This window comes from Pseudocitrobacter corydidari (assembly GCF_021172065.1).
In the GTDB taxonomy this organism is placed as follows: domain Bacteria; phylum Pseudomonadota; class Gammaproteobacteria; order Enterobacterales; family Enterobacteriaceae; genus Pseudocitrobacter; species Pseudocitrobacter corydidari.
Genome location: NZ_CP087880.1, coordinates 3,966,126 through 3,992,396, shown reverse-complemented (window position 1 = coordinate 3,992,396; position 26,271 = coordinate 3,966,126). Strand labels below are relative to the sequence as shown.

At 55.7% G+C, this 26,271-nt stretch carries 29 protein-coding genes; 18 read left to right on the top strand and 11 right to left on the bottom strand.

Translation table 11 applies throughout. From position 1 onward, the window contains the following. Positions 1-197 precede the first annotated feature (197 nt). Together waaA and coaD are read left to right on the top strand one after the other, a co-directional pair. A complete protein-coding gene (waaA, locus tag G163CM_RS18515; RefSeq protein WP_231825904.1) occupies positions 198-1,475 on the top strand; it encodes a lipid IV(A) 3-deoxy-D-manno-octulosonic acid transferase in 1,278 nt (425 codons plus the stop codon). Between the two features lie 7 nt (positions 1,476-1,482). Beyond that, complete coding sequence (gene coaD / locus G163CM_RS18510) at positions 1,483-1,962, top strand: pantetheine-phosphate adenylyltransferase (protein ID WP_108476534.1); 480 nt, start codon at positions 1,483-1,485, stop codon at positions 1,960-1,962. Between the two features lie 37 nt (positions 1,963-1,999). On the opposite strand, the gene mutM is transcribed toward coaD, so the two are convergent. The 4 genes from mutM to radC form a co-directional block, all read right to left on the bottom strand. Continuing rightward, entirely contained in the window at positions 2,000-2,809 is an 810-nt protein-coding gene (gene mutM, locus G163CM_RS18505) for a bifunctional DNA-formamidopyrimidine glycosylase/DNA-(apurinic or apyrimidinic site) lyase (RefSeq protein ID WP_015962469.1), read from the bottom strand. Between the two features lie 98 nt (positions 2,810-2,907). Beyond that, positions 2,908-3,075 (bottom strand): 50S ribosomal protein L33, encoded by a 168-nt coding sequence (gene rpmG / locus G163CM_RS18500; RefSeq protein ID WP_003024094.1) that lies wholly within the window; start codon positions 3,073-3,075, stop codon positions 2,908-2,910. Between the two features lie 20 nt (positions 3,076-3,095). Continuing rightward, on the bottom strand, positions 3,096-3,332 hold the full coding sequence (gene rpmB, locus G163CM_RS18495) for a 50S ribosomal protein L28 (RefSeq protein WP_002436699.1): 237 nt from the start codon (positions 3,330-3,332) through the stop codon (positions 3,096-3,098). Between the two features lie 219 nt (positions 3,333-3,551). After that, a complete protein-coding gene (gene radC, locus G163CM_RS18490) occupies positions 3,552-4,217 on the bottom strand; it encodes a RadC family protein (RefSeq protein ID WP_015962468.1) in 666 nt (221 codons plus the stop codon). A gap of 173 nt (positions 4,218-4,390) precedes the next feature. Here radC and coaBC point away from each other — a divergent pair, with 173 nt between their 5' ends. The 3 genes from coaBC to slmA all read left to right on the top strand — a co-directional run bounded on the left by coaBC (position 4,391) and on the right by slmA (position 6,797). Continuing rightward, a complete protein-coding gene (gene coaBC, locus G163CM_RS18485; RefSeq protein WP_231828396.1) occupies positions 4,391-5,611 on the top strand; it encodes a bifunctional phosphopantothenoylcysteine decarboxylase/phosphopantothenate--cysteine ligase CoaBC in 1,221 nt (406 codons plus the stop codon). After that, positions 5,589-6,047 carry a dUTP diphosphatase gene (gene dut, locus G163CM_RS18480; RefSeq protein WP_015962466.1) on the top strand — a complete coding sequence of 153 codons (459 nt, stop codon included), beginning with the start codon at positions 5,589-5,591 and terminating at the stop codon, positions 6,045-6,047. Before coaBC ends, dut begins: the two co-directional genes overlap by 23 nt. Before the next feature lie 153 nt (positions 6,048-6,200). After that, the gene (gene slmA / locus G163CM_RS18475) at positions 6,201-6,797 is read left to right on the top strand and encodes a nucleoid occlusion factor SlmA (RefSeq protein ID WP_015962465.1); all 597 of its coding nucleotides are present in this window, start codon (positions 6,201-6,203) and stop codon (positions 6,795-6,797) included. Here the strand turns inward: slmA and G163CM_RS18470 are convergent. After that, a complete protein-coding gene (locus tag G163CM_RS18470; protein ID WP_231825903.1) occupies positions 6,794-7,753 on the bottom strand; it encodes a reverse transcriptase family protein in 960 nt (319 codons plus the stop codon). The genes slmA and G163CM_RS18470 overlap by 4 nt on opposite strands. 74 nt (positions 7,754-7,827) lie before the next feature. Here G163CM_RS18470 and G163CM_RS18465 point away from each other — a divergent pair, with 74 nt between their 5' ends. Further along, positions 7,828-8,076 (top strand): hypothetical protein, encoded by a 249-nt coding sequence (locus tag G163CM_RS18465; protein WP_015962463.1) that lies wholly within the window; start codon positions 7,828-7,830, stop codon positions 8,074-8,076. Here the strand turns inward: G163CM_RS18465 and pyrE are convergent. Both pyrE and rph read right to left on the bottom strand, forming a co-directional pair. Further along, on the bottom strand, positions 8,052-8,693 hold the full coding sequence (gene pyrE / locus G163CM_RS18460; protein WP_015962462.1) for an orotate phosphoribosyltransferase: 642 nt from the start codon (positions 8,691-8,693) through the stop codon (positions 8,052-8,054). The genes G163CM_RS18465 and pyrE overlap by 25 nt on opposite strands. A 64-nt stretch (positions 8,694-8,757) precedes the next feature. Next, the gene (gene rph, locus G163CM_RS18455) at positions 8,758-9,474 is read right to left on the bottom strand and encodes a ribonuclease PH (protein WP_015962461.1); all 717 of its coding nucleotides are present in this window, start codon (positions 9,472-9,474) and stop codon (positions 8,758-8,760) included. Positions 9,475-9,599: 125 nt separating this feature from the next. Here rph and G163CM_RS18450 point away from each other — a divergent pair, with 125 nt between their 5' ends. From G163CM_RS18450 to G163CM_RS18440, 3 genes are all read left to right on the top strand, one after another. Beyond that, on the top strand, positions 9,600-10,463 hold the full coding sequence (locus G163CM_RS18450; RefSeq protein WP_231825902.1) for a YicC/YloC family endoribonuclease: 864 nt from the start codon (positions 9,600-9,602) through the stop codon (positions 10,461-10,463). 123 nt (positions 10,464-10,586) lie between these two features. After that, positions 10,587-11,408: a DNA damage-inducible protein D gene (gene dinD / locus G163CM_RS18445; protein WP_231825901.1), complete on the top strand. Its 822-nt coding sequence runs from the start codon at positions 10,587-10,589 to the stop codon at positions 11,406-11,408. Positions 11,409-11,627: 219 nt separating this feature from the next. Next, positions 11,628-12,245, top strand: coding sequence for a trimeric intracellular cation channel family protein (locus G163CM_RS18440; RefSeq protein WP_015962459.1), 618 nt, complete (start codon positions 11,628-11,630; stop codon positions 12,243-12,245). Between the two features lie 2 nt (positions 12,246-12,247). Here G163CM_RS18440 and ligB read toward each other — a convergent pair whose 3' ends face one another. Then, on the bottom strand, positions 12,248-13,918 hold the full coding sequence (ligB, locus tag G163CM_RS18435) for an NAD-dependent DNA ligase LigB (protein ID WP_231825900.1): 1,671 nt from the start codon (positions 13,916-13,918) through the stop codon (positions 12,248-12,250). Positions 13,919-14,173: 255 nt separating this feature from the next. On the opposite strand from ligB, the gene gmk reads away from it, so the two are divergent. The 5 genes from gmk to recG are packed head-to-tail and all read left to right on the top strand — an operon-like array spanning position 14,174 to position 20,035. Then, entirely contained in the window at positions 14,174-14,797 is a 624-nt protein-coding gene (gene gmk, locus G163CM_RS18430; protein ID WP_015962457.1) for a guanylate kinase, read from the top strand. 53 nt (positions 14,798-14,850) lie between these two features. Continuing rightward, positions 14,851-15,126 (top strand): DNA-directed RNA polymerase subunit omega, encoded by a 276-nt coding sequence (gene rpoZ / locus G163CM_RS18425; RefSeq protein ID WP_000135058.1) that lies wholly within the window; start codon positions 14,851-14,853, stop codon positions 15,124-15,126. An 18-nt stretch (positions 15,127-15,144) separates the two neighbouring features. After that, a complete protein-coding gene (gene spoT / locus G163CM_RS18420; RefSeq protein WP_231825899.1) occupies positions 15,145-17,256 on the top strand; it encodes a bifunctional GTP diphosphokinase/guanosine-3',5'-bis pyrophosphate 3'-pyrophosphohydrolase in 2,112 nt (703 codons plus the stop codon). 4 nt (positions 17,257-17,260) lie between these two features. Next, positions 17,261-17,950, top strand: a complete 690-nt coding sequence (trmH, locus tag G163CM_RS18415) for a tRNA (guanosine(18)-2'-O)-methyltransferase TrmH (protein ID WP_015343998.1) — start codon at positions 17,261-17,263, stop codon at positions 17,948-17,950. A 3-nt stretch (positions 17,951-17,953) separates the two neighbouring features. Beyond that, positions 17,954-20,035: an ATP-dependent DNA helicase RecG gene (recG, locus tag G163CM_RS18410; protein WP_231825898.1), complete on the top strand. Its 2,082-nt coding sequence runs from the start codon at positions 17,954-17,956 to the stop codon at positions 20,033-20,035. Here the strand turns inward: recG and G163CM_RS18405 are convergent. After that, positions 20,020-20,889, bottom strand: coding sequence for a hypothetical protein (locus G163CM_RS18405; protein WP_231825897.1), 870 nt, complete (start codon positions 20,887-20,889; stop codon positions 20,020-20,022). The two genes, recG and G163CM_RS18405, sit on opposite strands and share 16 nt — an antisense overlap. A gap of 105 nt (positions 20,890-20,994) precedes the next feature. Between G163CM_RS18405 and glpX the strand changes: the two genes are divergently transcribed. Then, positions 20,995-22,005: a class II fructose-bisphosphatase gene (glpX, locus tag G163CM_RS18400; RefSeq protein WP_231825896.1), complete on the top strand. Its 1,011-nt coding sequence runs from the start codon at positions 20,995-20,997 to the stop codon at positions 22,003-22,005. Positions 22,006-22,099: 94 nt separating this feature from the next. Further along, positions 22,100-22,846 (top strand): ferredoxin--NADP(+) reductase, encoded by a 747-nt coding sequence (gene fpr, locus G163CM_RS18395; protein ID WP_108476548.1) that lies wholly within the window; start codon positions 22,100-22,102, stop codon positions 22,844-22,846. Here fpr and G163CM_RS18390 read toward each other — a convergent pair whose 3' ends face one another. Further along, positions 22,847-23,266: a DUF805 domain-containing protein gene (locus G163CM_RS18390; RefSeq protein ID WP_015343994.1), complete on the bottom strand. Its 420-nt coding sequence runs from the start codon at positions 23,264-23,266 to the stop codon at positions 22,847-22,849. Between the two features lie 113 nt (positions 23,267-23,379). On the opposite strand from G163CM_RS18390, the gene G163CM_RS18385 reads away from it, so the two are divergent. Both G163CM_RS18385 and tpiA read left to right on the top strand, forming a co-directional pair. Then, the gene (locus tag G163CM_RS18385; RefSeq protein ID WP_231825895.1) at positions 23,380-23,973 is read left to right on the top strand and encodes a YiiQ family protein; all 594 of its coding nucleotides are present in this window, start codon (positions 23,380-23,382) and stop codon (positions 23,971-23,973) included. Positions 23,974-24,085: 112 nt separating this feature from the next. Beyond that, positions 24,086-24,853 carry a triose-phosphate isomerase gene (gene tpiA, locus G163CM_RS18380; RefSeq protein ID WP_015343991.1) on the top strand — a complete coding sequence of 256 codons (768 nt, stop codon included), beginning with the start codon at positions 24,086-24,088 and terminating at the stop codon, positions 24,851-24,853. Between the two features lie 91 nt (positions 24,854-24,944). Here the strand turns inward: tpiA and G163CM_RS18375 are convergent, their stop codons facing one another. Further along, the gene (locus tag G163CM_RS18375; protein ID WP_015343990.1) at positions 24,945-26,249 is read right to left on the bottom strand and encodes an SLC13 family permease; all 1,305 of its coding nucleotides are present in this window, start codon (positions 26,247-26,249) and stop codon (positions 24,945-24,947) included. Positions 26,250-26,271 lie beyond the last annotated feature (22 nt).

Sequence of the window (26,271 nt, the reverse complement as noted above, 5' to 3'; positions counted from 1 at the left end):
GCATTGTGTTTAGGCGTAAGGCCTTAGGCGCACGCTTAGACAACATCAATTAATCATATAAAAAAGCAAATATAGTTTAACGTTTAATGGCGCAAAGCCATTTTTCCCGCTAAATCAGCTCAAATCGGCAAAAATGATGGTAAAGGTTGGGCTAAATACTTAGAATCCTCAGCACATTCCTAAGCCAGCTGCGTATTATGCTTCAATTGCTCTACACATCACTCCTCTACCTTATTCAGCCTTTGATCTGGATACGGCTTTGGGTGCGTGGACGTAAAGCGCCGGCATACCGCAAACGTTGGGGCGAGCGCTACGGTTTTTATCGTAAGCCGCTGACGCCGGGCGGCATTATGCTGCACTCGGTTTCCGTCGGCGAAACGCTGGCCGCCATTCCGCTGGTGCGCGCACTGCGCCATCGCTATCCCGACCTGCCGATTACCGTGACCACCATGACGCCAACCGGCTCTGAGCGCGTCCTTTCCGCCTTCGGCAGCGACGTACAGCACGTTTATCTTCCTTACGATCTCCCGGATGCCATCAGCCGTTTTCTCGATAAAGTCGACCCCAAGCTGGTGCTGATTATGGAGACCGAGCTGTGGCCGAACCTGATTGCCGCGCTACATAAACGTAAAATCCCGCTGGTGATTGCCAACGCACGCCTGTCTGCGCGCTCTGCGGCGGGTTATGCCAAACTCGGCAAGTTTGTGCAGACGCTGCTGCGCCGTATAACGCTCATTGCCGCGCAAAACGAAGAAGACGGCGAACGGTTTATCGCGCTGGGTGCGAAACGCAATCAGCTCTCGGTTACCGGTAGCCTGAAGTTTGATATCTCCGTGACGCCACAGCTGGCGACGAAAGCCATTACCCTGCGCCGCCAGTGGGCGCCGCATCGTCCGGTATGGATTGCCACCAGTACGCACGAAGGCGAAGAGAGCATCATGCTGGAAGCGCATCAGCAACTGCTGAAAACCTTCCCCGACCTGCTGTTGATTCTGGTCCCGCGCCATCCGGAACGTTTCCCGGACACCATCAATCTGGTGCGCCAGGCAGGTTTAAGCTTTATCACTCGCTCCTCTGGCGAAGTTCCTTCGGCGGGCACCCAGGTTGTGGTGGGCGACACGATGGGCGAACTGATGCTGCTTTACGGCATTGCAGACCTCGCTTTTGTGGGCGGTTCTCTGGTTGAGCGTGGTGGTCATAACCCGCTGGAAGCGGCGGCGCACGCCATTCCGGTGCTCATGGGGCCACATACTTTCAACTTTAAAGACATCTGCGCGCGTCTCGATCAGGCCAGCGGCCTGATCACGGTGACCGACGCCGCGTCGCTGGCGAAAGAGATTTCCTCTTTACTGACTGACGAAGATTATCGTAACTTCTACGGTCGTCACGCAGTTGAAGTGCTCTACCAAAACCAGGGCGCGTTACAGCGCATGCTGCAACTGCTGGAACCTTATCTGCCACCCAGAGCGCACTGAGGCTGTCATGCAAAAACGGGCGATTTATCCAGGCACGTTCGATCCCATCACTAACGGTCATATCGATATCATTACCCGCGCGAGCAAAATGTTCGATCGGGTGATTCTGGCCATTGCCGCCAGCCCCAGCAAGAAACCGATGTTTGATCTCAATGAACGCGTCGCGCTGGCACAGCAGGCGATTGCGCATCTGGATAACGTAGAAGTTGTCGGTTTCAGCGATTTGATGGCCAACTTTGCTCGCGATCGGCAGGCCACTATTTTGATTCGCGGCCTGCGCGCGGTGGCGGATTTTGAATATGAAATGCAGCTGGCGCACATGAACCGCCATCTGATGCCAGAGCTGGAAAGCGTGTTTTTGATGCCGTCAAAAGAGTGGTCGTTTATCTCCTCTTCTTTAGTCAAAGAGGTGGCGCGTCATCAGGGTGATGTCACCGACTTTCTGCCGCCTAACGTCCATCAGGCGTTGATGGAAAAGCTCAAATAGCCGTTTGCCGGATGATGTCATCCGGCTCGCAACCCACTCATTTCTGACACTGACGACAGTAAAACGTCGCGCGCTGTGCGTGTTTGGTGGCGATAATCGGCGTTCCGCATACCCGACACGGCTCGCCCTTGCGACCGTACACCTGTAGCTCCTGGGCAAAGTAGCCCGGCTTACCGTCGCTTTGCAGGAAATCTTTCAGGGTGGTTCCGCCCTGTTCAATCGAACGCAACAAGACCGCCTTGATGGTGCTGACCAGCAGCGCGCACTCCTGCGGCGACAGCGACGACGCGAGTCGGTCAGGATGAATCCCCGCCGCAAACAGCGATTCACTGGCATAGATATTCCCTACCCCGACCACCAGCTTGTTATCCATTAGCCAGGGCTTAATCGCCGTTTTCTTCTTCGCACACTTCTGTTGCAGGTACTCTGCGTTGAATTCGTCGCTCAGCGGCTCAGGACCGAGATGTGCCAGTACGTTGTGCCCTTCCAGCTCTTTTGTCCACAGCCAGGCACCAAAGCGGCGTGGGTCCGTATATCGCAGCACTTTGCCGTTGCTCATCACCAGGTCAACGTGGTCGTGTTTTTCTGCCGGGAGTTCTTCCGTCAATATGCGCAGGCTACCCGACATACCGAGGTGGATGATAATCCAGCCATCCGGCAGCTCCAGCAGCAGATATTTGGCGCGACGTTGAACGCTGAGAACGGGTTTGTCGCTCAGGCGGTGAATTTCATCGGAGACGGGCCAGCGCAGGCGTCCGTTGCGGATAATCGCATACTGGATGGTTGCGCCAACCAGATGCGGTTCAATGCCGCGGCGGCTGGTTTCAACTTCGGGTAATTCAGGCATAGCGTCTCCGACTGTTTAACTGATGTCTTCAATATGGGGACGGCCAGAAAACAAAAAACCCCGCCGAGGCGAGGTTTTTCGTGACATCGAATCTAAAATTATTTGATTTTAGCTTCTTTGTACAGAACGTGCTGACGGACAACTGGATCGAATTTTTTCAGTTCCAGTTTTTCCGGTTTAGTACGTTTGTTCTTCGTGGTGGTATAGAAGTGACCAGTACCAGCAGAAGAAACCAGCTTGATTTTCTCACGAATACCTTTAGCCATGATTTATTTCCTCTAAGTACTTAGTACTTTTCGCCACGGGCACGCAGTTCAGAAAGAACTGTATCGATGCCTTTTTTATCGATTACACGCATACCTTTAGCAGATACGCGCAGGGTGACAAAACGCTTCTCGCTCTCAACCCAGAAACGGTGAGAGTGCAGGTTCGGCAGGAAACGGCGTTTAGTCGCGTTCAGTGCGTGGGAACGGTTGTTACCGGTCACCGGACGCTTGCCAGTAACTTGGCAGACTCGGGACATGTCTATTCTCCAAAAATCAAATTAGCTCGAGCTTCGTATGGGGTATCGGCGCCTCGTCAGGCTTTACAGCCCGGTCATCGCATAGTTCTAAGTGAACTCTCGATTGCCAGGCCCAAATGCCAAACCCGAGATTCTCAAAGGTGGCGTAGTATACGCTGACCCGGCGTTATGCTCAAGTCCCGAACAGACAAAGATCCCGGTGGATCGCGTAATAATCGGCTAAATCCAACCGCGTTCGGCAAAAGAGACATACTCACCACGCCCAATAACGAGGTGGTCAAGGACGCGTATATCCATGAATTGGCATGATTTTACCACCCTTTCGGTGATAAGTCTGTCTGATTTACTGGGTTCAGCACTTCCTGAAGGATGATTATGCGCCAGGATCACCGCCGCAGCGTTCACTTTGATGGCTTCTCGTACAATTTCGCGCGGATGCACTTCCACATGGCTCAGTGTGCCGGCAAAAAGTCGGCTGTGTTTCAGCACCCGATTCTGGTTGTCGAGAAAGATCACGATAAAGATCTCGCGCATTTCGTCACTGAGTTGACTTTGCAAAAATTCACGGGTCATCTCCGGGCTGAGTAACGCATTCTTCGCCAGCACCCGCAGGCTAAAATAGCGCCGCGCCAGCTCAGCAATGCCTTTTAACTGCGCGCACTTCGCCAGCCCCATGCCGTATTGTTCGGTGATGTCCTGCTCCGAAGCCGAAAGCAGCTCATACAGCGAGCCAAAGTGATGCAGTAGATCGCGCGACCAGGTCATGACGTCTTTGTCCCGCGTGCCGGTGCGCAAAAACAGCGCCAGCAACTCCACATCGGACAGTGATTCGATGCCCATTTTCTGCATTTTTTCGCGCGGCATCAGCGCACCTGAGCTATCCATAACGGCTCCTCCCTGACAATATTCGCCATCCTGCCACAGCAATGAACAACCTGCGCGGGTCACTTTTTACTCTTGCGTAGCCCCTCGCAAAGTGGATACTCCCTAACCGCACGACCCCGAAAATATTGTGATAAAATCCCACTTTCAGATGAACTCGACAGGAAAGAATCATGATGAGCCTGGCCGGAAAAAAAATTGTTCTCGGCGTGAGCGGCGGTATCGCGGCCTATAAAGCCCCCGAACTGGTGCGCCGTTTGCGTGACCGTGGCGCCGAAGTGCGCGTTGCCATGACCGAGGCGGCGAAAGCTTTCATCACCCCGCTAAGCCTGCAAGCCGTCTCCGGTTATCCGGTGTCCGACAGCCTGCTCGACCCGGCGGCAGAAGCGGCAATGGGCCACATCGAGTTGGGAAAATGGGCGGATCTCGTGATTCTCGCCCCCGCCACGGCGGACCTCATCGCTCGCGTAGCGGCCGGTATGGCTAACGACCTGGTTTCCACCATTTGCCTGGCGACGCCATCGCCGGTTGCCGTAGTGCCCGCGATGAATCAACAGATGTATCGTGCGGCGGCCACGCAGCATAATCTGTCAGTTCTGGCATCTCGTGACCTGCTTATCTGGGGCCCGGACAGCGGCAGCCAGGCCTGTGGCGATATCGGGCCGGGCCGCATGCTCGACCCGTTAACCATCGTTGATATGGCTGCGGCGCATTTTTCACCTGTCAAAGATCTGCAACATCTGAACATCATGATTACCGCGGGCCCCACCCGCGAGCCGTTAGATCCCGTTCGCTATATCAGCAATCACAGCTCCGGTAAGATGGGCTTTGCTATTGCCGAGGCAGCCGCTCAGCGCGGCGCAAATGTCACCCTGGTAAGCGGCCCGGTGTCGCTCGCGACGCCCGCTTTTGTGCAGCGCATTGACGTGACGACCGCGCAGGAGATGGATGCAGCCGTTCAGGCCGGCGCACAAAAACAGCATATTTTCATTGGCTGTGCCGCCGTGGCGGATTATCGTGCCGCCGTCATTGCCGATGAAAAAATTAAAAAGCAGGACACGCAGGGCGATGAATTTATTATCAAAATGGTGAAAAACCCGGACATCGTAGCAGGCGTTGCAGCGCTAAAAACGAACCGCCCTTACGTCGTCGGATTTGCCGCCGAAACGAATAATGTGGAAGAATATGCGCGGCAAAAACGCGCCCGCAAAAACCTCGATCTGATCTGCGCTAACGATGTATCACAGACAAATCAAGGCTTTAATAGCGATAACAACGCATTACACCTTTTCTGGCAGGACGGCGATAAACGCTTACCGTTAAGCAGCAAAGCGCTGCTGGGCCAACTTTTACTGAACGAGATCGTTACCCGTTATGATGAAAAAAATCGACGTTAAGATTCTGGACCCGCGTATTGGTCAGGAATTCCCGCTGCCGACCTATGCAACCCCTGGCTCTGCCGGGCTTGATCTGCGTGCCTGCCTTGATAGCGCAATCGTGCTGGAACCGGGTCAAACGACACTGCTGCCGACCGGTCTGGCGATTCATATCGCCGATCCTTCTCTGGCGGCGATGATGCTGCCGCGCTCGGGTCTGGGCCATAAACACGGTATCGTTCTGGGTAACCTGGTCGGCCTTATCGATTCCGATTATCAGGGGCAACTGATGGTCTCTATCTGGAACCGTGGGCAAACCACCTTCACCATCGAACCTGGTGAACGCGTCGCACAAATGATTATTGTCCCGGTCGTGCAGGCCGAGTTTAATCTGGTTGAAGATTTCGATGCCACCGAACGTGGCGAAGGCGGCTTCGGCCACTCCGGGCGTCAGTAACCGGTCCTGCCTCTGCCCGGCGTCACGCGGGGCAGAGACATTTGAACGCATCCCACAGCGTCATAATGCAATAACATCACTGCAAACTCGGATTTGCGGTCACTGTGTGGATGTCTGCCTGACGAGCATTTATTTTCAGGGGTATTTTAGAACATGGCAGAAAAGCAAACTGCGAAACGGAATCGTCGCGAAGAAATACTTCAATCTCTGGCGCTAATGCTTGAATCCAGTGATGGTAGCCAACGCATTACCACGGCAAAATTGGCGGCTTCTGTTGGCGTTTCCGAAGCGGCGCTCTACCGCCACTTTCCCAGCAAGACACGCATGTTCGATAGCCTTATCGAGTTTATCGAAGATAGCCTGATTACCCGCATCAACCTGATTTTAAAGGATGAAAAGGACACCACCGCGCGCCTGCGCCTGATTGTTTTGCTGATCCTCGGATTTGGTGAGCGTAACCCTGGCCTGACGCGTATTCTCACCGGCCACGCGTTGATGTTCGAGCAGGACCGCCTGCAGGGACGCATCAATCAACTTTTTGAACGCATTGAAGCCCAGTTGCGCCAGGTGCTGCGCGAGCGAAAAATGCGTGAAGGCGAAGGCTACGAGACGGATGAAACCCTGCTGGCAAGCCAGCTGCTCGCCTTCTGTGAAGGCATGCTCTCTCGCTTTGTCCGCAGCGAATTCAAATATCGCCCCACCGACGATTTTGATGCCCGCTGGCCGCTCATGGCCATGCAGCTTCGCTAACGTGTCTCAGGCAGAGCAATCTGCCTTATCATTTGCTGCACATCACGCAGCGCCTGCCTGAACGCGCAATCGTCCGGGTTAATCTGTAGCAGCCAGGCTATTTTCCCCTGCAAACGCTGAAGATAACGCAGAGCCGATTCTGTTGGATGACCGCTGCGACTAAGGTGCGACACAACGCCAAATTTCCGGCAGAAATGCACTTCCTGGCGCAGTAATCGCCGCTGTTCGCGGGAAAGTTGCAGCTTTTCGTTCACCACGATACCCGTCACCGTCTGTTGTTTATGCGCGGGTATCTGCACTGTTTTGCGTTTATTCAGCCGAAACCCGCTTTCAGCCAGCAGCGCAGCGACTTTAATGCGCACCAGCCGGGCGGAAAACTCGCCGGAAAAGGTCATATCGTCGCAGTAACGCGTGTAGGCAATGTGGCGCTCCTGGCACCAGCGGCCCATCCGTTCATCAAAACTCTGCATGACCAGGTTCGAGATCGCCGGCGAGGTGGCCGCCCCCTGCGGTAACGCATCGCGATAGCAGCAAAGGTGGGTCAGCATCGTCACTACGGCGTTGGGCAATGTGGTCTGCCGGAAAACTCGCCATACCTGTAGCCAGCTGATATTGTCAAAAAAGCCTTCAATATCAAGCTTCAGGATCTGCGGTTGAGAAAGATGAGGCCGCGCGTTGTGCGCCACAGTACTGCCGGGGCGATAGGCCGTTGCATAGGGTGAAACCGGGAATTGCGCGAGGACGTTCTTCAGGATATTGCGCTGCACGGTTTTGAGCAGGTAATCAGGTGCCAGGATCTGCCGCTCACCGCCGTCGCGTTTCGACAAAATGATGGGGCGGTAATGCTTCGCCGTGCTGTTGCTGAGTGCATACAGCCTGCGTATCTCTTCGTTCGCGCTCCAGCCCGGAGAGCTAAATAAGTCCAGCGCCAGAAGGCAAACCCGGGTCGCATCCATTCAACGCTCCACATCGCTGAGAAAAGTGGGTGCCAACAGCGGCGATACTCGAAAACCATCCCGAAGGCGTGGAAATGTACTTCGCGCGACAGCGCGCGCACGTGAAACGTGCCGAGGTACAATGGAACGGCTTTGGGTATATGAGTGAACTGCGGGCGTTAAGTCGGCGACTCGCCGACCCTTCTGGAAAACTCCAGAAACGCTATCGCCACTGCTGGCACAGAAAGCATAGCATGGGCATTGCGGGGAAAACTATTCGGCACATCACGCTGCGGGCGGATACCCGCAGCGTGATGGATCAGACGCCGTACGCTTCGCGATAAGCGCGCACAGCGGCCAGATGCTCGGCCATTTCTGGTTTTTCTTCCAGATACGCAATCAGGTCTTTCAGGGTGATGATGGAGATAACTTTGCAACCGTAGTCGCGCTCCACTTCCTGAATCGCAGAAATCTCGCCACGGCCACGCTCCTGACGATCGAGAGAGATCAGCACGCCGGCAAGCGTTGCGCCGTTGGCCTGAATAATTTCCATTGATTCACGGATTGCCGTGCCTGCGGTGATCACATCATCCACCAGCATCACGCGCCCCTGGAGCGGGCTACCTACCAGGCTGCCGCCCTCGCCGTGATCTTTCGCTTCTTTGCGGTTAAAGCAGTACGGCAGATCGCGGTCGTGATGCTCCGCCAGCGCAACAGCCGTGGTGGTGGCAATTGGAATACCTTTGTAGGCCGGGCCAAACAGCAGGTCAAAATCGATCGCGGAATCGACCAGCGCTTCGGCATAGAAGCGGCCTAACAACGCCAGATCGCGCCCGGTATTAAACAGCCCGGCGTTGAAGAAATAGGGGCTCTTGCGCCCGGATTTCAGCGTAAATTCGCCAAACTTCAGTACCTGCTTGCTAAGCGCAAATTCAATAAACTGGCGCTGATACGGTTTCATGGATTCGCTCCTTACTTACTTTTCTACGGACAAAAAAAAGGCGACTCATCAGTCGCCTTAAAAATCAGTTTTCCAGCGCCGCCTTCTGCGTCGCTACAATGGATTCGATACCCCCTCGGGCCAATGCCAGCAGGGTAAGTAGCTCTTCGTGGCTGAACGGCTCGCCCTCTGCGGTGCCCTGCACCTCAATCATGCGGCCATCTTCCATCATCACCACGTTCATGTCGGTTTCTGCCGCCGAATCTTCAACGTACTCGAGGTCACAACGCGCTTCACCGTCGACAATGCCAACGGAAACCGCAGCCACCATCCCTTTCATTGGGTTGGTTTTCAGTTTACCGGCAGCAACCAGTTTGTTCAGCGCATCGGCCAGTGCCACGCAGGCACCAGTGATAGACGCAGTACGGGTGCCGCCATCGGCCTGGATTACGTCGCAGTCGAGGGTAATGGTGAATTCGCCCAGCGCTTTCAGATCAACCGCCGCACGCAGCGCGCGCGCGATCAGGCGCTGAATTTCCATGGTACGGCCGCCCTGCTTGCCCTTCGCCGCTTCACGCGCGTTACGGGTGTGCGTGGCGCGCGGCAGCATGCCATATTCTGCGGTGATCCAACCCTGGCCCTGACCTTTCAGGAAACGGGGCACGCTCTCTTCAACAGACGCGGTGCACAGGACTTTGGTTTCACCGAATTCGACGAGCACGGAGCCTTCAGCGTGTTTTGTGTAATTACGGGTCAGGGTGACGGGACGCACCTGGTTAGCGCTACGGCCTGCTGGACGCATGATAAAATCTCCGGCTTGAAACGAATGTGGCTGCGCATTATACGGACTTCCGGCGGTTATTCCTATCCTGGCAGGTGAGGGATAGCTATAATCCCTCCATCACTCCTTTAAAAACAGGAACGTCTATGATCCGCAGTATGACCGCCTACGCCCGCCATGAAATCAAGGGCCAGTGGGGCAGCGCCGCCTGGGAACTGCGCTCAGTAAACCAGCGTTATCTAGAAACCTATTTCCGTCTGCCGGTACAGTTCCGCAGCCTGGAGCCGGTTGTCCGCGAGCGGCTGCGCACGCGTCTGACGCGCGGTAAAGTTGAATGCACCCTGCGTTTTGAGCCTGACGCCAGCGCGCAGGGCGAACTGATCCTCAACGAGAAACTGGCTAAGCAGCTGGTTAACGCGGCGAACTGGGTCAAAATGCAGAGCGACGAAGGCGAGATTAACCCGGTCGATATTCTGCGCTGGCCGGGCGTCATGGCGGCACAGGAACAAGATCTGGACGCCATCACCGCTGAAATTCTTTCGGCGCTGGATAAAGCGCTGGATGCCTTCATTATCGCCCGCGAAACAGAAGGTCAGGCTCTGAAAGCGCTGATCGAGCAGCGCCTGGAAGGCGTCAGCAATGAAGTCGCCAAAGTGCGCGCCCATATGCCGGAAATTCTGCAATGGCAGCGTGAACGCCTGGTCGCCAAACTGGAAGATGCCGAAGTTCAGCTGGAAAATAACCGTCTTGAGCAAGAACTGGTGCTGATGGCGCAGCGCATCGACGTCGCCGAAGAGCTCGACCGTCTGGAAGCGCACGTTAAAGAAACCTACAACATCCTGAAGAAGAAAGAGGCCGTGGGCCGCCGTCTGGACTTTATGATGCAGGAATTTAACCGCGAGTCGAACACGCTGGCGTCGAAATCCATCAATGCGGATGTCACGAATTCTGCAATTGAGCTTAAAGTTCTGATCGAGCAGATGCGCGAGCAGATTCAGAATATTGAGTGATTCTCGTCGCTCCTGAATGCTGCCAGGCCCACAGATTCTGTGGGCCTTTTTGTTATGCTTCGGCTGTTCCAGGGAAGATTCTGGAGAGATCTCTTATACAACGCGCATATCAAGGAGTGAGCGATGAACGAACATCAGCCGTTTGAAGAAATAAAGCAGGTCGATCAGAATGGCGCAGAATTCTGGTCTGCACGGGCATTATCCAAATTACTGGACTACTCGGAGTACCGACACTTCACTCCGGTGCTCACGCGAGCCAAAGAGGCTTGTAAGCAAAGTGGCCATGCCATTTTGGACCATTTCGAGGATGTGCTCGAAATGGTCCAAATCGGTTCAGGGGCTCAGCGAGAAATAAAGGATATTATCCTTTCCCGCTACGCATGCTACCTGGTCGTACAAAATGGCGACCCAACTAAACCCGTTATTGCTGCCGGACAGACCTACTTCGCTATCCAGACACGCCGACAGGAACTCGCGGACGACGAGGCATTTAAACAACTTCGTGAAGACGAAAAGCGTCTTTTTCTACGCAACGAATTGAAAGAACATAATAAACATTTGGTTGAAGCGGCTCAGCAGGCCGGTGTAGAAACCACTCTCGATTTTGCCGTATTCCAGAACCATGGTTATCAGGGCCTGTATGGTGGGTTGGATCAGAAAGCTATTCATCAACGCAAAGGGCTAAAAAAGAGCCAAAAAATACTCGACCATATGGGTTCAACCGAGCTTGCCGCGAATCTGTTCCGCGCGACCCAGACGGAAGAGAAGTTGCGACGAGATCAGGTGAACTCAAAGAAAAAGGCTAATGAAACCCATTTCGAGGTGGGCAAAAAGGTGCGCCAAACCATCAAGGAACTGGGCGGTACGATGCCTGAAAGCCTTCCCGTACCGAACAAAAGCATCAAGCAGTTGGAAACGGTGGCAAAGAAGCTGGATAAAAAATAACAGCATGATCCCGATGTGGTTCATCGGGCCCGAACGTGAACCACATTTAAATATTCTAATCTGAATTTTAAGACAATCTACCCGTAGATCACATCAAACCTAATATTTATCACATTCAGCCATTACTTTTTCTAAGCCAAAACCCTTCACCTTAGAAAATCTCAATCGTGACGTCGCGCACAAATCGCTACCCTTCCGCCATCGATTTCGGGGGCTCATATGTTACTGCACGTTCTTTACCTTATCGGCATTACCGCCGAAGCCATGACCGGCGCTTTAGCCGCCGGGCGTCGACGCATGGATACCTTTGGCGTCATTATTATCGCGACGGCCACCGCCCTGGGCGGCGGTTCGGTGCGCGATATCCTGTTAGGTCATTATCCGCTGGGCTGGGTAAAGCACCCGGAATACGTGATTATTGTGGCGACAGCGGCAGTTTTGACCACCATTGTGGCCCCGGTAATGCCCTATTTGCGTAAACTGTTTCTGGTGCTGGATGCACTCGGTCTGGTGGTGTTCTCTATCATCGGTGCGCAAATCGCGCTGGATATGGGGGAAGGCCCGGTTATCGCGACCATCGCTGCCGTCGTTACCGGCGTATTTGGCGGTGTGCTGCGCGATATGTTCTGCAAGCGCATTCCTCTGGTGTTCCAGAAAGAACTATACGCGGGCGTGTCGTTTTCCGCCGCCGTGCTCTATGTTGCGTTGCAACACTATGTCAGCAACCAGGATATCGTGGTGATCGCCACCCTGCTGTTTGGCTTCACGGCCCGCCTGCTGGCGCTGCGTCTGAAGCTGGGTCTGCCGGTGTTTTATTACAAGCACAACGCGCACTGAGATTAAAACCCGGGGATTTTCTGGCTGGCGAGCCACTGCGCCAGCCGGGAAATGTCCGGATGATGCACCGCCTCCACCATCCGCTGCGCACGCAGGTTTCCCATCCCCGGCAGGCGTTGCCAGTCCTGAGCACTTCTCGACACCAACGTCTCCCAGCGGTTATCCGCCAGCGCATCCAGCGCCGCTCTGCTCAGCGGTAAACCGAACGCCATCACCCAACGCTTAAACGGCTGCTGGCGCACAAGATTGAACTGATGCCAGAGTTGCGTCGCGCGGGACGGCGTGAACCCTGGCGTGCCGCGTAGCTGCTCCGGCGTTAGCGCCAGCCACGAGAAAAGATGCTCCAGAGGCTGTGCCTGGTGCAGCGTCTGCCAGCCCGCGCGGCCCAGGCCATCAATATCAAAAACCGCTTTTGAGCTCAGCCATTCCAGCCGCGCCATAAACTGACCTTCGCAGCCAGTCGTAGCATAAAAGCAGGTGAGCGCATTGTATTTCTGCGCAGGCGGCGTGGGCTTGATACGCTGCGTACTGCGCCAGACCACGCTATCAATGCGTGGGATCCCCTGCCCGGCCAGGCTGACCAGCACCTGATCGCCCTCGGCGATATCCAGCGTTTGCCAGCGGGCAACTGAACCGATATTCACCCGCTGAACCTGTTTATCATCCAGCTTCACCGGCATAAGCTGCGCGACGACGGCAATCTTTCCTGTACGCCCCACCGTGAAGCTTACTGTTTTGACCTCAGCCACCTGCGCCGCTGGAACATATTTCCAGGCGGCAACCCAGCTCCCCTGCGTGGGCAGCCAGTGTTTGCCTTCGGGCTCATCGGCCGAACGAATCACCACGCCATCGGTCACGAACGGCAGCGGTGAGGTAAACCAGCGATCGCGCCACCTCGCGATATCGTCAACCTGCATCACCGGTTTCGAATAACGCTGCGCCAGCGAAAACCCGGCCTGGCTCAGCAAGGTTAGACGCTCTTCCATGGACTGCGGCCCATCGGGCCACGCCCAGATAAACGCACCAAGGTGCGCCAGTGTTTTGCTTTCGCCTTGCTGCATCAGGGCACCAGCGACCTTAACGCGAGCGTTCATGCCGCCCATCTGCTTTTGAATATGGTCGCTGCGTTGCAGGAATATTTCCCCCTGCAACACGCTTTCCGCCAGCCTGCCCGTTACCGTTTTGGGAATAGCCGGAATGTGTCGCGCTTTCTCAGTCCAGTCTTCCCCTTTCAGGCCATCGCCACGGCTGATGGCCTGCTGCAAGCGACCCTGGTGATAAACCAGCGTCACCGCGACGCCGTCTACCTTGGGCTGCACCCAGAGATGACGTTTGCCCGCCATCCACTGACTCACCGCACGCGCATCTGCCAGCTTCTGTACGCCCGTATGGGCGACCGGATGCATAACGCCGGAAAGCAGACGCGGCGGCGCGCTCTCGCCGCCTTCGGCATAACCAAAGCAGCGCTGCCACTGGGCCAGTCGCGTCGAAAGCTGATCGTAAACGCCGTCGTTCACCTCGCTCGCTCCCTGCCGCCAGTAGTCGTCATTCCAGCGTGCAATTTGCGCCGTAAGCTGCGTAATTTCCCGTTCCGCTCGTGCGGGAGCCCAGGCAGGGCAAGTTGCCTGAGCCCCCGTTACGGTTGCGATAAACAGCAGTAGTATCCTTTTCACTTTCGCCCCTCCATTTGCGCTGTAGCGGTGTTTTACCGCCCGGCGAAAAAGATTGCGAACGCCTGATGCGAAATCCCCGAGGAGCCTTCCAGGGAAATTGATTTGTTGCAGCAACAGGTAAGGAAATCAGGAAAGTGGCACGCAAAATGAAAGAAACCAGCGCAAAAAGTGTGACAAAGACTACGTCACGATGCGCCGACGTGTATAATAAGCCCGTATGTAGAACTTCATTGCTGGCAACATACACAAATACTCATGGCTCAAGGCACGCTTTATATTGTTTCTGCCCCCAGTGGCGCAGGTAAATCCAGCCTGATTCAGGCTTTATTGAAAACCCAACCGTTATACGACACTCAGGTTTCTGTTTCGCATACCACGCGCGCGCCGCGTCCGGGTGAAGTACACGGTGAACATTATTACTTTGTGAATCATGACGAATTCAAAACCATGATTGGCAGAGACGCGTTTCTTGAACATGCGGAAGTGTTCGGTAATTACTACGGCACCTCACGTGAAACCATTGAGCAAGTGCTGGCAACGGGCGTCGATGTTTTCCTTGATATCGACTGGCAGGGCGCGCAGCAAATTCGGACTAAAATGCCGCACGCGCGCAGTATCTTTATCCTGCCGCCGTCCAAAATTGAACTGGATCGCCGCCTGCGTGGCCGCGGTCAGGACAGCGAAGAGGTGATCACCAAACGAATGGCGCAGGCAGTTGCAGAAATGAGCCATTACGCGGAATATGATTATCTGATCGTGAACGACGATTTCGATACCGCTTTAGGCGATCTGAAAACGATTATCCGTGCTGAACGTCTGCGCATGAGCCGCCAAAAGCAGCGACATGACGCTTTAATCAGCAAACTATTGGCAGACTGAACCCACTTTCAGTATCATGCCCAGTCATTTCTTCACCTGTGGAGCATTAAAGTATGGCACGCGTAACTGTTCAGGACGCTGTAGAGAAAATTGGTAACCGTTTTGACCTGGTACTGGTCGCCGCGCGTCGCGCTCGTCAGATGCAGGTAGGCGGAAAGGATCCGCTGGTACCGGAAGAAAACGATAAAACCACAGTAATCGCACTGCGCGAAATCGAAGAAGGTCTGATCAACAACCAGATCCTCGACGTGCGCGAGCGCCAGGAACAGCAAGAGCAGGAAGCCGCTGAATTACAGGCCGTTACCGCTATTGCTGAAGGTCGTCGTTAATTACAGAGCGGGTCGCCCTTGTATCTGTTTGAAAGCCTGAATCAGCTGATTCAAAACTACCTGCCGGAAGATCAAATCAAACGTCTGCGGCAGGCGTACCTCGTTGCACGTGACGCTCACGAGGGCCAGACACGTTCAAGCGGTGAACCCTATATCACCCATCCCGTAGCGGTTGCCTGCATTCTGGCCGAGATGAAACTCGACTATGAAACGCTGATGGCGGCGCTGCTGCATGACGTGATTGAAGACACCCCTGCTACCTACCAGGATATGGAACAGCTTTTTGGTAAAAGCGTCGCCGAACTGGTAGAGGGGGTGTCGAAACTTGATAAACTCAAGTTCCGCGATAAGAAAGAGGCGCAGGCCGAAAACTTTCGCAAGATGATTATGGCGATGGTGCAGGATATCCGCGTCATCCTCATCAAACTCGCAGACCGTACCCACAACATGCGCACGCTGGGCTCACTTCGCCCGGACAAACGTCGCCGCATCGCCCGTGAAACCCTCGAAATCTACAGCCCGCTGGCACACCGTTTAGGTATCCACCACATTAAAACCGAACTCGAAGAGCTGGGTTTTGAAGCGCTGTATCCCAACCGTTACCGCGTAATTAAAGAAGTGGTGAAAGCCGCGCGCGGCAACCGTAAAGAGATGATCCAAAAAATCCTCTCGGAAATCGAAGGGCGTTTACAGGAGGCGGGAATACCGTGCCGCGTCAGTGGTCGCGAGAAACATCTTTATTCGATTTACTGCAAAATGGTGCTCAAAGAGCAGCGTTTTCACTCGATCATGGATATCTACGCGTTCCGCGTGATCGTCAATGATTCCGACACCTGTTATCGCGTGCTCGGCCAGATGCACAGCCTGTATAAGCCGCGTCCGGGTCGCGTGAAAGACTATATCGCCATTCCGAAAGCGAACGGCTATCAATCTTTGCACACCTCGATGATTGGCCCGCACGGCGTGCCGGTTGAGGTCCAGATCCGCACCGAAGATATGGACCAGATGGCAGAGATGGGTGTTGCCGCTCACTGGGCTTATAAAGAGCACGGCGAAACCAGCACCACCGCGCAAATCCGCGCTCAGCGCTGGATGCAGAGCCTGCTGGAGCTGCAACAGAGCGCCGGTAGCTCGTTTGAATTTATCGAGAGCGTTAAATCCGATCTCTTCCCGGATGAGATTTACGTTTTCACACCGGAAGGGCGCATTGTCGAACTGCCTGCCGGTGCAACGCCCGTCGACTTCGCTTATGCGGTGCATACCGATATCGGTCATGCCTGCGTGGGCGCACGCGTCGACCGTCAGCCTTACCCGCTGTCGCAGCCGCTCTCCAGCGGCCAGACCGTTGAAATCATTACCGCGCCGGGCGCTCGCCCGAATGCCGCCTGGCTGAACTTTGTCGTCAGCTCGAAAGCACGCGCCAAAATTCGTCAGTTGCTGAAAAACCTCAAGCGTGATGATTCCGTTAGCCTGGGACGTCGCCTGCTCAACCATGCGTTGGGTGGCAGCCGTAAGCTCGCGGAGATTCCGCCAGAGCATATCCAGCGCGAACTTGAGCGCATGAAACTCACCTCGCTTGACGATCTGCTGGCTGAAATCGGCCTCGGCAACGCCATGAGCGTGGTGGTGGCGAAAAACCTGCAACAAGGCGAAGCCACACCTTCCGCACCGGGTGCTTCCGGCCATGCGCATCTGCCTATCAAAGGCGCAGATGGCGTGCTGATCACCTTCGCAAAATGCTGCCGTCCAATCCCTGGCGACCCAATTATCGCTCACGTCAGCCCAGGCAAAGGCCTGGTTATCCACCATGAATCCTGCCGTAACATTCGTGGCTACCAGAAAGAGCCAGAGAAGTTCATGGCGGTGGAGTGGGATAAAGAGACTGAGCAAGAATTTATCACCGAGATTAAGGTGGATATGTTCAACCATCAGGGGGCGCTGGCCAACCTGACGGCGGCAATCAATACAGCGACGTCCAATATTCAGAGCCTGAATACTGAAGAGAAAGATGGCCGCGTTTACAGCGCCTTTATCCGCCTGACGGCGCGCGACCGCGTGCATCTGGCGAATATCATGCGCAAAATCCGCGTAATGCCGGACGTCATTAAAGTCACACGTAACCGAAACTAGTTTTATGAATTCTAAACGTTATGCGCGTATCCGCGAGATGCTCGCCAGGCGACAGCCTGACCTGACCGTCTGCATGGAGCAGGTCCACAAACCTCATAACGTTTCAGCGATTGTGCGCACCGCTGACGCGGTGGGCGTACATGAAGTTCACGCCGTCTGGCCGGGCAGCCGTATGCGCACCATGGCTTCAACGGCGGCGGGCAGCAACAGCTGGGTTTCGGTTAAAACGCATCCGACAATTGGCGAGGCGGTTTCGCATCTGAAAGGGCGCGGTATGCAGGTGCTGGCGACCAATCTCTCTGATAAAGCAGTCGATTTTCGCGAAATCGATTATACGCGCCCGACCTGTATTTTAATGGGTCAGGAGAAAACCGGCATCACTCAGGAAGCGTTAGCACTCGCAGACCAGGACATCATTATTCCGATGATCGGCATGGTGCAGTCGCTCAACGTCTCCGTGGCCTCGGCGCTGATTCTGTATGAAGCGCAGCGCCAGCGGCAGAACGCCGGTATGTATCAGCGTGAAAACAGTATGCTGCCGGACGACGAACAACAGCGCCTGCTGTTTGAAGGCGGTTATCCGGTGCTGGCAAACGTCGCCAGGCGCAAAGGCCTTCCCTACCCGCACGTCAACGATCGCGGCGAGATTGAAGCCGACGCGACCTGGTGGGCCACCATGCAGGCCACGAGGTAACCCATGCAAAGTCGCCTGTTAGATGCTGTTCCGCTCAGTTCGCTAACGGGCGTTGGCGCAGCGCAAAGCCAGAAGCTCGCCAAAATTGGCCTGCATACGGTGCAGGACTTGCTGCTTCATCTGCCGCTACGCTACGAAGACCGCACACACCTCTACCCTATCGGCGAACTGTTGCCGGGTATTTATGCCACGGTAGAAGGCGAAGTACTCAATTCCAACATTACCTTCGGTGGCCGCCGAATGATGACCTGCCAGATTAGCGACGGCACGGGCATCCTCACCATGCGCTTTTTCAACTTCAACGCGGCGATGAAAAACAGCCTTGCGACCGGGCGTCGCGTGCTGGCCTACGGTGAAGCGAAGCGCGGCAAATTTGGCGCGGAGATGATCCACCCGGAATACCGCGTACAGGGCGATTTGAGCACGCCTGAATTGCAGGAGACGCTCACGCCGGTTTATCCGACCACCGAAGGCATCAAGCAGGCGACGCTGCGCAAGCTGACCGACCAGGCGTTGGATCTCCTCGATACCTGCGCCATCGCCGAACTGCTGCCGCCAGAATTAGCCTCCGGCATGATGAGCCTGCCGGAAGCGCTGCGCACCCTGCACCGCCCACCGCCATCGCTACAACTCAGCGACCTGGAAACCGGCAAGCATCCGGCCCAGCGGCGCTTAATTCTGGAAGAGTTACTTGCCCATAACCTGAGCATGCTGGCGCTCCGCGCCGGGGCTCAGCGCTATCACGCCCTGCCGCTGAATGAACAGGGCGAGCTTAAAAACCGTTTTCTCGATTCGCTGCCGTTCAAACCCACTGGCGCGCAAACCCGCGTGGTGGCCGAAATTGAACGCGATATGGCGCTCGACGTGCCGATGATGCGTCTGGTTCAGGGCGATGTGGGTTCCGGTAAAACGCTGGTTGCCGCGCTGGCAGCATTAAGGGCGATTGCCCACGGCAAGCAGGTGGCGTTGATGGCACCCACCGAACTGCTCGCCGAACAACACGCCAATAACTTCCGCACCTGGTTTGAGCCGCTCGGTATCGAAGTGGGCTGGCTCGCCGGGAAGCAAAAAGGGAAAGCGCGGCTGGCGCAGCAGGAAGCCATCGCCAGCGGCCAGGTGCAGATGATTGTCGGCACTCATGCCATTTTCCAGGAACAGGTGCAGTTTAACGGTCTCGCGCTGGTGATTATCGATGAACAGCACCGCTTTGGCGTCCACCAGCGTCTGGCGCTGTGGGAGAAGGGCCAGCAGCAGGGTTTTCATCCGCATCAGTTGATTATGACCGCGACGCCGATTCCGCGAACGCTGGCGATGACCGCCTATGCCGATCTCGATACTTCGGTTATTGACGAACTGCCGCCAGGCCGTACGCCAGTCACCACCGTCGCGATCCCGGACACGCGCCGCAGCGACATCATCAATCGCGTACGTCACGCCTGCACCGAAGAGGGACGTCAGGCTTACTGGGTCTGTACGCTGATTGAAGAGTCGGAGCTGCTGGAAGCGCAGGCGGCAGAAGCCACGTGGGAAGAGTTAAAGCTGGCGCTGCCGGAACTGAACGTCGGCCTCGTTCACGGGCGTATGAAACCTGCCGAAAAGCAGGCGGTAATGCAATCTTTCAAGCAAGGCGAGCTGCATCTGCTGATTGCCACCACGGTAATTGAAGTGGGCGTCGATGTGCCGAACGCCAGCCTGATGATTATCGAAAACCCGGAGCGACTGGGCCTTGCGCAACTCCACCAGCTGCGTGGCCGCGTGGGCCGTGGCGCGGTGGCCTCGCACTGTGTGCTGCTCTACAAATCGCCGCTGTCGAAAACTGCGCAAATGCGCCTGCAGGTGCTGCGCGACAGCAACGACGGTTTTGTGATTGCGCAAAAAGATCTCGAGATTCGCGGTCCTGGCGAGCTGCTCGGCACGCGTCAGACGGGCAATGCCGAATTCAAAGTGGCGGACTTACTGCGCGATCAGGCAATGATCCCCGAAGTTCAGCGCATCGCTCGCCACGTTCATGAACGTTATCCGCAGCAGGCCACCGCGCTGATTGAGCGCTGGATGCCGGAAACGGAACGTTATTCCAACGCGTGACCCGACTCGTCACGCGACAAATCCAGCAGCAAGTCTTCAATTTGAATGGTGATGATATCGTGGGCATTCAGCGCATCGCTCGCGATACGCGCCGCCATTGCGCCTTCCGGTTCGCCACGCAATCTTTCGGCGGCGGCCTGAACACCCGCCAGTAAAACATCGGTAGTTAACACTCCGCGTAAAAACGCGTGATTTTCCGCGGTCCACGCATGCTCATCGCTTAACGGGTGATACCACAAGCGCGGCTCATCCGGCCAAAGCGGATTATCACCTTGCGGGTAGATCAGATAAGCGGCGTACTGAAGCGCACAAATGGCTCTGCCCGGTGTTTCCAGCGCCCACCACTGCGTCCAGATAGCGCGTATCACCGTAGCCGCGCCGCCAAGGCCATTGAAAGTGGTTAGCCATCCGCAGGGATGCCTGTCAAAGCTGCGTCCGTTATCCATCTGCACCAGCATCGTCTCAATTAAAAAGTGACGAACGTTTTGGCGCTGTTGACTATCCATCATCTCCTGCCACAGATAAGGCCGTCGCAGCGCTTTCAATAACGACTCTTCAAAATAATCACCGTAGCCGTCATACAGCAGCGCTTCATGCCACTCGGCAAGACACAGGGGAAAGAGATAGCGAAACAGCTCTGGCTGCATCGGTTCGTGATAAACCAGATTTAATACGTAATAGCAGCCTAGTTGATGCCCCGTAATCTGCTGCCACGGCGTCTTTGCCAGCTTACGCAACGATTCCGTATCGTAATCAAACTCTGGCTCCCAGACGTACTGCACCGGTGGCTCATTCAGAAAGATGGCCCGGCATCGTTCACGCAGCGTTGGCTCCAGCACTTTTCCCCGTTTCATAAAGCCTCCCTGATTTTTCCACACAGGATACACCCGTCATTAATAGGGCTGTCTGGTGCCGCTGTGCTAAACTTCGCGCAATTTTTCTTCTGAAACGAGTTTGCTATGAGACGAGAACTGGCTATCGAATTTTCGCGCGTCACGGAAGCGGCGGCGCTGGCAGGTTACAAATGGCTGGGCCGGGGCGATAAAAATGTCGCTGACGGCGCGGCGGTAAACGCGATGCGCATCATGCTCAACAAGGTCAACATTGATGGCACTATCGTCATTGGCGAGGGCGAAATCGATGAAGCGCCAATGCTCTACATTGGCGAAAACGTCGGCACCGGCAAAGGCGATGCGGTAGATATTGCTGTCGATCCGATTGAAGGCACCCGCATGACCGCGATGGGCCAGGCAAATGCGCTGGCGGTGCTGGCAGTGGGCGATAAAGGCTGCTTCCTGAACGCGCCGGATATGTACATGGAGAAGCTGATTGTCGGGCCGGGCGCGAAAGGCGTTATCGACCTCAACAAGCCGCTGGAAGAAAACCTGCGCAATATCGCAAGCGCGCTGAATAAACCATTTGAAGAGCTGACGGTTACCATTCTGGCAAAACCGCGCCACGATACGGTGATTGCCGAGTTGCAGAAACTGGGCGTGCGCGTGTTTGCCATTCCTGATGGTGATGTCGCGGCGTCCATTCTGACCTGCATGCCGGACAGCGAAGTTGATGTGCTTTACGGTATCGGCGGCGCGCCGGAAGGCGTGGTCTCTGCGGCGGTGATCCGCGCGCTGGATGGCGATATGCATGGCCGCCTGCTGGCGCGTCATCACGTGAAAGGCGACAGCGATGAGAACCGCCGTATTGGCGAAGACGAACTGCGTCGTTGCCACGAAATGGGTATCGAAGCCGGGAAAGTGCTGACGCTGGACGATATGGCACGCAGCGACAACGTTATTTTCTCTGCCACCGGTATCACCAAAGGCGACCTGTTGGACGGTATCAGCCGCAAAGGCAATATCGCCACCACCGAGACGCTGCTGATCCGCGGAAAATCACGCACTATTCGCCGCATTCAGTCGATTCATTATCTCGATCGCAAAGACCCTGAGATCCAGAATCACATCCTGTAAATCATTTGTTCAATTGAGCTTTCCGGCCCCGCGGGGCTGGAAATCTTCTCCCGACACAGCGAAGATAGGATAATAACGCGCAGAGGAGACGATCATGGCCGATTGGGTAACAGGTAAAGTCACAAAGGTGCATTTCTGGACCGATGCACTGTTTAGCCTCACCGTTCACGCCCCCGTTAATCCCTTCACCGCCGGGCAGTTTGCCAAATTGGGTCTGGATGTCGACGGCGAGCGCGTGCAGCGCGCCTACTCCTACGTTAACGCCCCCAGCAATCCCGATCTTGAGTTCTATCTGGTCACCGTACCAGAGGGAAAATTGAGCCCGCGCCTCGCCGCGCTGAAGCCGGGTGATGATGTACAGATTGTCAGTGAAGCGGCAGGCTTCTTTGTGCTGGATGAAGTGCCAGACTGCGAAACCCTGTGGATGCTGGCAACCGGCACGGCGATTGGCCCGTATCTGTCGATTTTGCAGGAAGGGAAAGATTTAGAGCGCTTTAAAAATATCGTGCTGGTTCACGCCGCGCGCTTTGCCGCCGACTTAAGTTATCTGCCGTTGATGCAGGAGCTTGAGAAACGCTACGAAGGAAAGTTGCGCATAAAAACCGTGGTCAGTCGCGAAACGGTGGCGGATTCCCTGACCGGACGCGTGCCCGCATTGATTGAAAGCGGTGCGCTGGAAGAGGCGGTTGGCCTGCCGATGAACGCCGAAACCAGCCACGTGATGTTATGCGGAAACCCGCAGATGGTGCGCGATACCCAGCAGTTGCTGAAAGATACCCGCCAGATGACCAAACATCTGCGCCGCCGCCCAGGCCACATGACGGCGGAACATTACTGGTAATCAGCGGTATTTTACGTCCTGCGTATCTTTACCGTACTTGTTTTCCCCCTGGGTGCCGACAAACGCGCCCAGGTCAATCAGCATCATCACGATAATCAGCGTCGGAATGAATCGCCCCACGCCCCACTGCCAGACGCCCGGCAGCATCGCCCAGTTACCGGCCAACAGCATCCACGCCAGCACCATCAGCAGGGCCCAGATGCCGGATTTACCGCGATCGTGCAGACGCTTCACCGTGACCGCCGCCGTTGGCCACAGCAGGCAAACCAGGATAAACGCCGCGGTCTGAATGCTGAGCATCTCGCCGCCAGCCAGCGTAAACAGAATCACCATCGCCAGCAGCCAGATCCCCATCCAGATCCAGAAATCACGGCGACCAATGCGGCCCTTAATTGAAAACAACCATTGCTGTAGGGTCATGTCTGATTCCTTATTCTCATCATGCGGCGTAGTGTACCCTGAAACCCTCTCTTTTTGACAAGCGAGGCCGTTCCCGTTTTAATCGTCTGCTGGAGAATATGAGGACGACCAACATGAAGAAGTGGATCTCTGTGTGTCTTGCAGGCGTTATCGCCCTGAGCGCTGGCCGCTTCGCGTTTGCCGTTGAGTCTCCGGATACCACCGCGCCCTATTTGCTTTCCGGCGCGCCCACGTTCGATCTCTCCATCAGTCAGTTCCGCGAGCGGTTTAATATTGATAACCCGTCGCTGCCCCTCAGTGAGTTTCGTTCGATTTCTTCCAGCCGCGATAAGCTCAACCTGACGCGCGCGGCGAGTAAAATTAACGAAAATCTGTATGCGTCCACCGCGCTCGAACGCGGAACGCTGAAAATCAAGTCGATGCAGATAACCTGGCTGCCTATTCCCGGCCCGGAACAAAAGTCGGCGAAAGCCAAAGCGCTGGAATACATGACGGCGGTGTTGCGTCTGTTTACCCCGACGCTCACCAAAGCGCAGAGCCAGCAGAAACTGCAAAAGTTACTGGCACAAGGCAAAGGGAAGCATTACTTCACCACCAGCGAAGGCGCGATTCGTTATGTTGTCGCAGATAATGGCGAAAAAGGGCTGACCTTCGCTGTTGAACCGATTAAGCTGGCGCTATCTGAAAATCTTGAAGGAGGCGAATAAATGATAAAAAGCAAAGCCTTCAGGATGAACACTCTCTATACTGATTCACAGACCATGCCGCCCACTCGGGCGGCCATATTCCTTAATTCGCTAACAAGCGTGGAGAATTAAAATGCGACATCCATTAGTGATGGGTAACTGGAAACTGAACGGCAGCCGCCACATGGTTCACGAACTGCTTTCTAACCTGCGTAAAGAACTGGCAGGTGTTGCGGGTTGTGGCGTAGCGATCGCGCCGCCGGAACTGTACATCGATATGGCGAAGCGTGAAGCTGAAGGCAGCCACATCATGCTGGGCGCGCAGAACGTTGACCTGAACCTGTCTGGCGCGTTCACCGGTGAAACGTCTGCTGCCATGCTGAAAGACCTTGGCGCACAGTACATCATTATCGGTCACTCTGAGCGTCGTACTTACCACAAAGAGTCTGACGAACTGATCGCGAAAAAATTCGCCGTGCTGAAAGAACAGGGTCTGACTCCGGTTCTGTGTATCGGTGAAACCGAAGCAGAAAACGAAGCGGGCAAAACTGAAGAAGTGTGCGCACGTCAGATCGACGCAGTCCTGAAAACTCAGGGCGCAGCGGCATTCGAAGGCGTGGTTATCGCTTACGAACCAGTATGGGCAATCGGTACTGGCAAATCTGCGACCCCAGCTCAGGCTCAGGCGGTTCACAAATTTATCCGTGACCACATTGCTAAAGCTGACGCGAAAATCGCTGAACAGGTTATCATCCAGTACGGCGGTTCCGTTAACGCGAGCAACGCAGCCGAGCTGTTCACCCAGCCGGACATCGACGGCGCGCTGGTTGGCGGCGCATCCCTGAAAGCAGACGCTTTCGCGGTGATCGTTAAAGCAGCAGAAGCGGCTAAACAGGCTTAATCCTGTTTACGCGCCGGATGGCGGCTTCGCCTTATCCGGCCTACAGTCCTGACGATGTAGGCCGGATAAGCGCAGCGCATCCGGCAAATACTTACAACTTCCCTAACACCTGATACCAAAGATAATCCAGCGGCAATAGAAGCAGATAACTCGCCGCCGCCAGCGCCAGACACAGCATCATCCCCGCCCTTGCAGGCACTTTCCCTAACGCCATCGCCACCACAATCGGCGACGCTTGATACGGCAGAAGCGGCGTGGAATACCCCAGCACCTGAATCATAATCACGCTCAACAGCGGGAAATTTGTCGCCTCAGCAAAACTTTGCGCAAAGGTGGTGTAGAGCGCCGGCACGCCGTTGGCGGTCATAATGAAGTTGAGCGCGGTCGTGATCCCCGTCAGGGCGACAAAACTGGTGAACGGGCGTTCCGGGTCGAGCGGCATCACGCGCAGCAGCGCCTCGCCTACCGCATCACCAATGCCCGTCTGGGTGACGGTAATCGCCAGCCCCAGAATCCCGGCGACGTAAATACAGGTGCGAATGTTCACGCCCGCCGAGAACTCCTCGCCGCTGATAAACCCGACGCGCGGTAGCAGCGTCACGCACGCCGCCGCCAGGCCCGTCCACGCCGGGCCGATGCCGTGCCAGCTCTCCGTCACCCACAGGGTTAGCACGATCGCCAGCAGCCAGGCCAGGCGCTTCTCTGCCCCGCTCATGGGCGGCGCCGCCTCTACGGCTTTTGGTGGCTGTGGTTTGCCGGGGAAGAGCCAGCAAATCAGCCCGATAAGCAGCGCGCCTTTCAACCAGCCGAGCACCGGCGTGTGCAGCAACAGATAGGGCAGATAGTTCAGGTGGATGCCCCATGCGCCTTCCGCCGCGCCGCTCATCACCAGGTTGGGTACGTTGGCGGGCAGAATGGTAGCGGAAAGCTGGAACGTACCGAAACCAACCGCCAACGCCAGCCCGTACCACGGGCGGGTGCCCTCTTTAATGCCAGCGCGAGACGCCATCGCCGCGACAATCGGCATCAGCAGCGCGATTCGCCCCATATTGGAGGGCATCACAAACGCCAACGCATAACTCAGCAACACCACGCTCGCCACCATGCGCAGCCACGAATCAGTCAGCCTTGCCGACAGCGCCCTCGCCGCCCGGTCGGCAAGCCCCGTTTTGCGGATCGCCACGCCGAGCACAAAACCGCTGAACACCAGCCAGAAGGCCGATGAGGCAAAGCCGCCGAAAATGACCTCCGGCGGGGCGATTTTCGCCGCCATCGCGACGGTAAAGAATAAAAGCGCGGTGATAAATTCAGGCAACAGCGAAGTCGCCCAGAGGATGATGGTGATGCCAACAACCAGCGATGGAAGGAACAGAGGATGTGAAAACCAGAGCGACATACCTGACTCCTGTCGTTTTTTT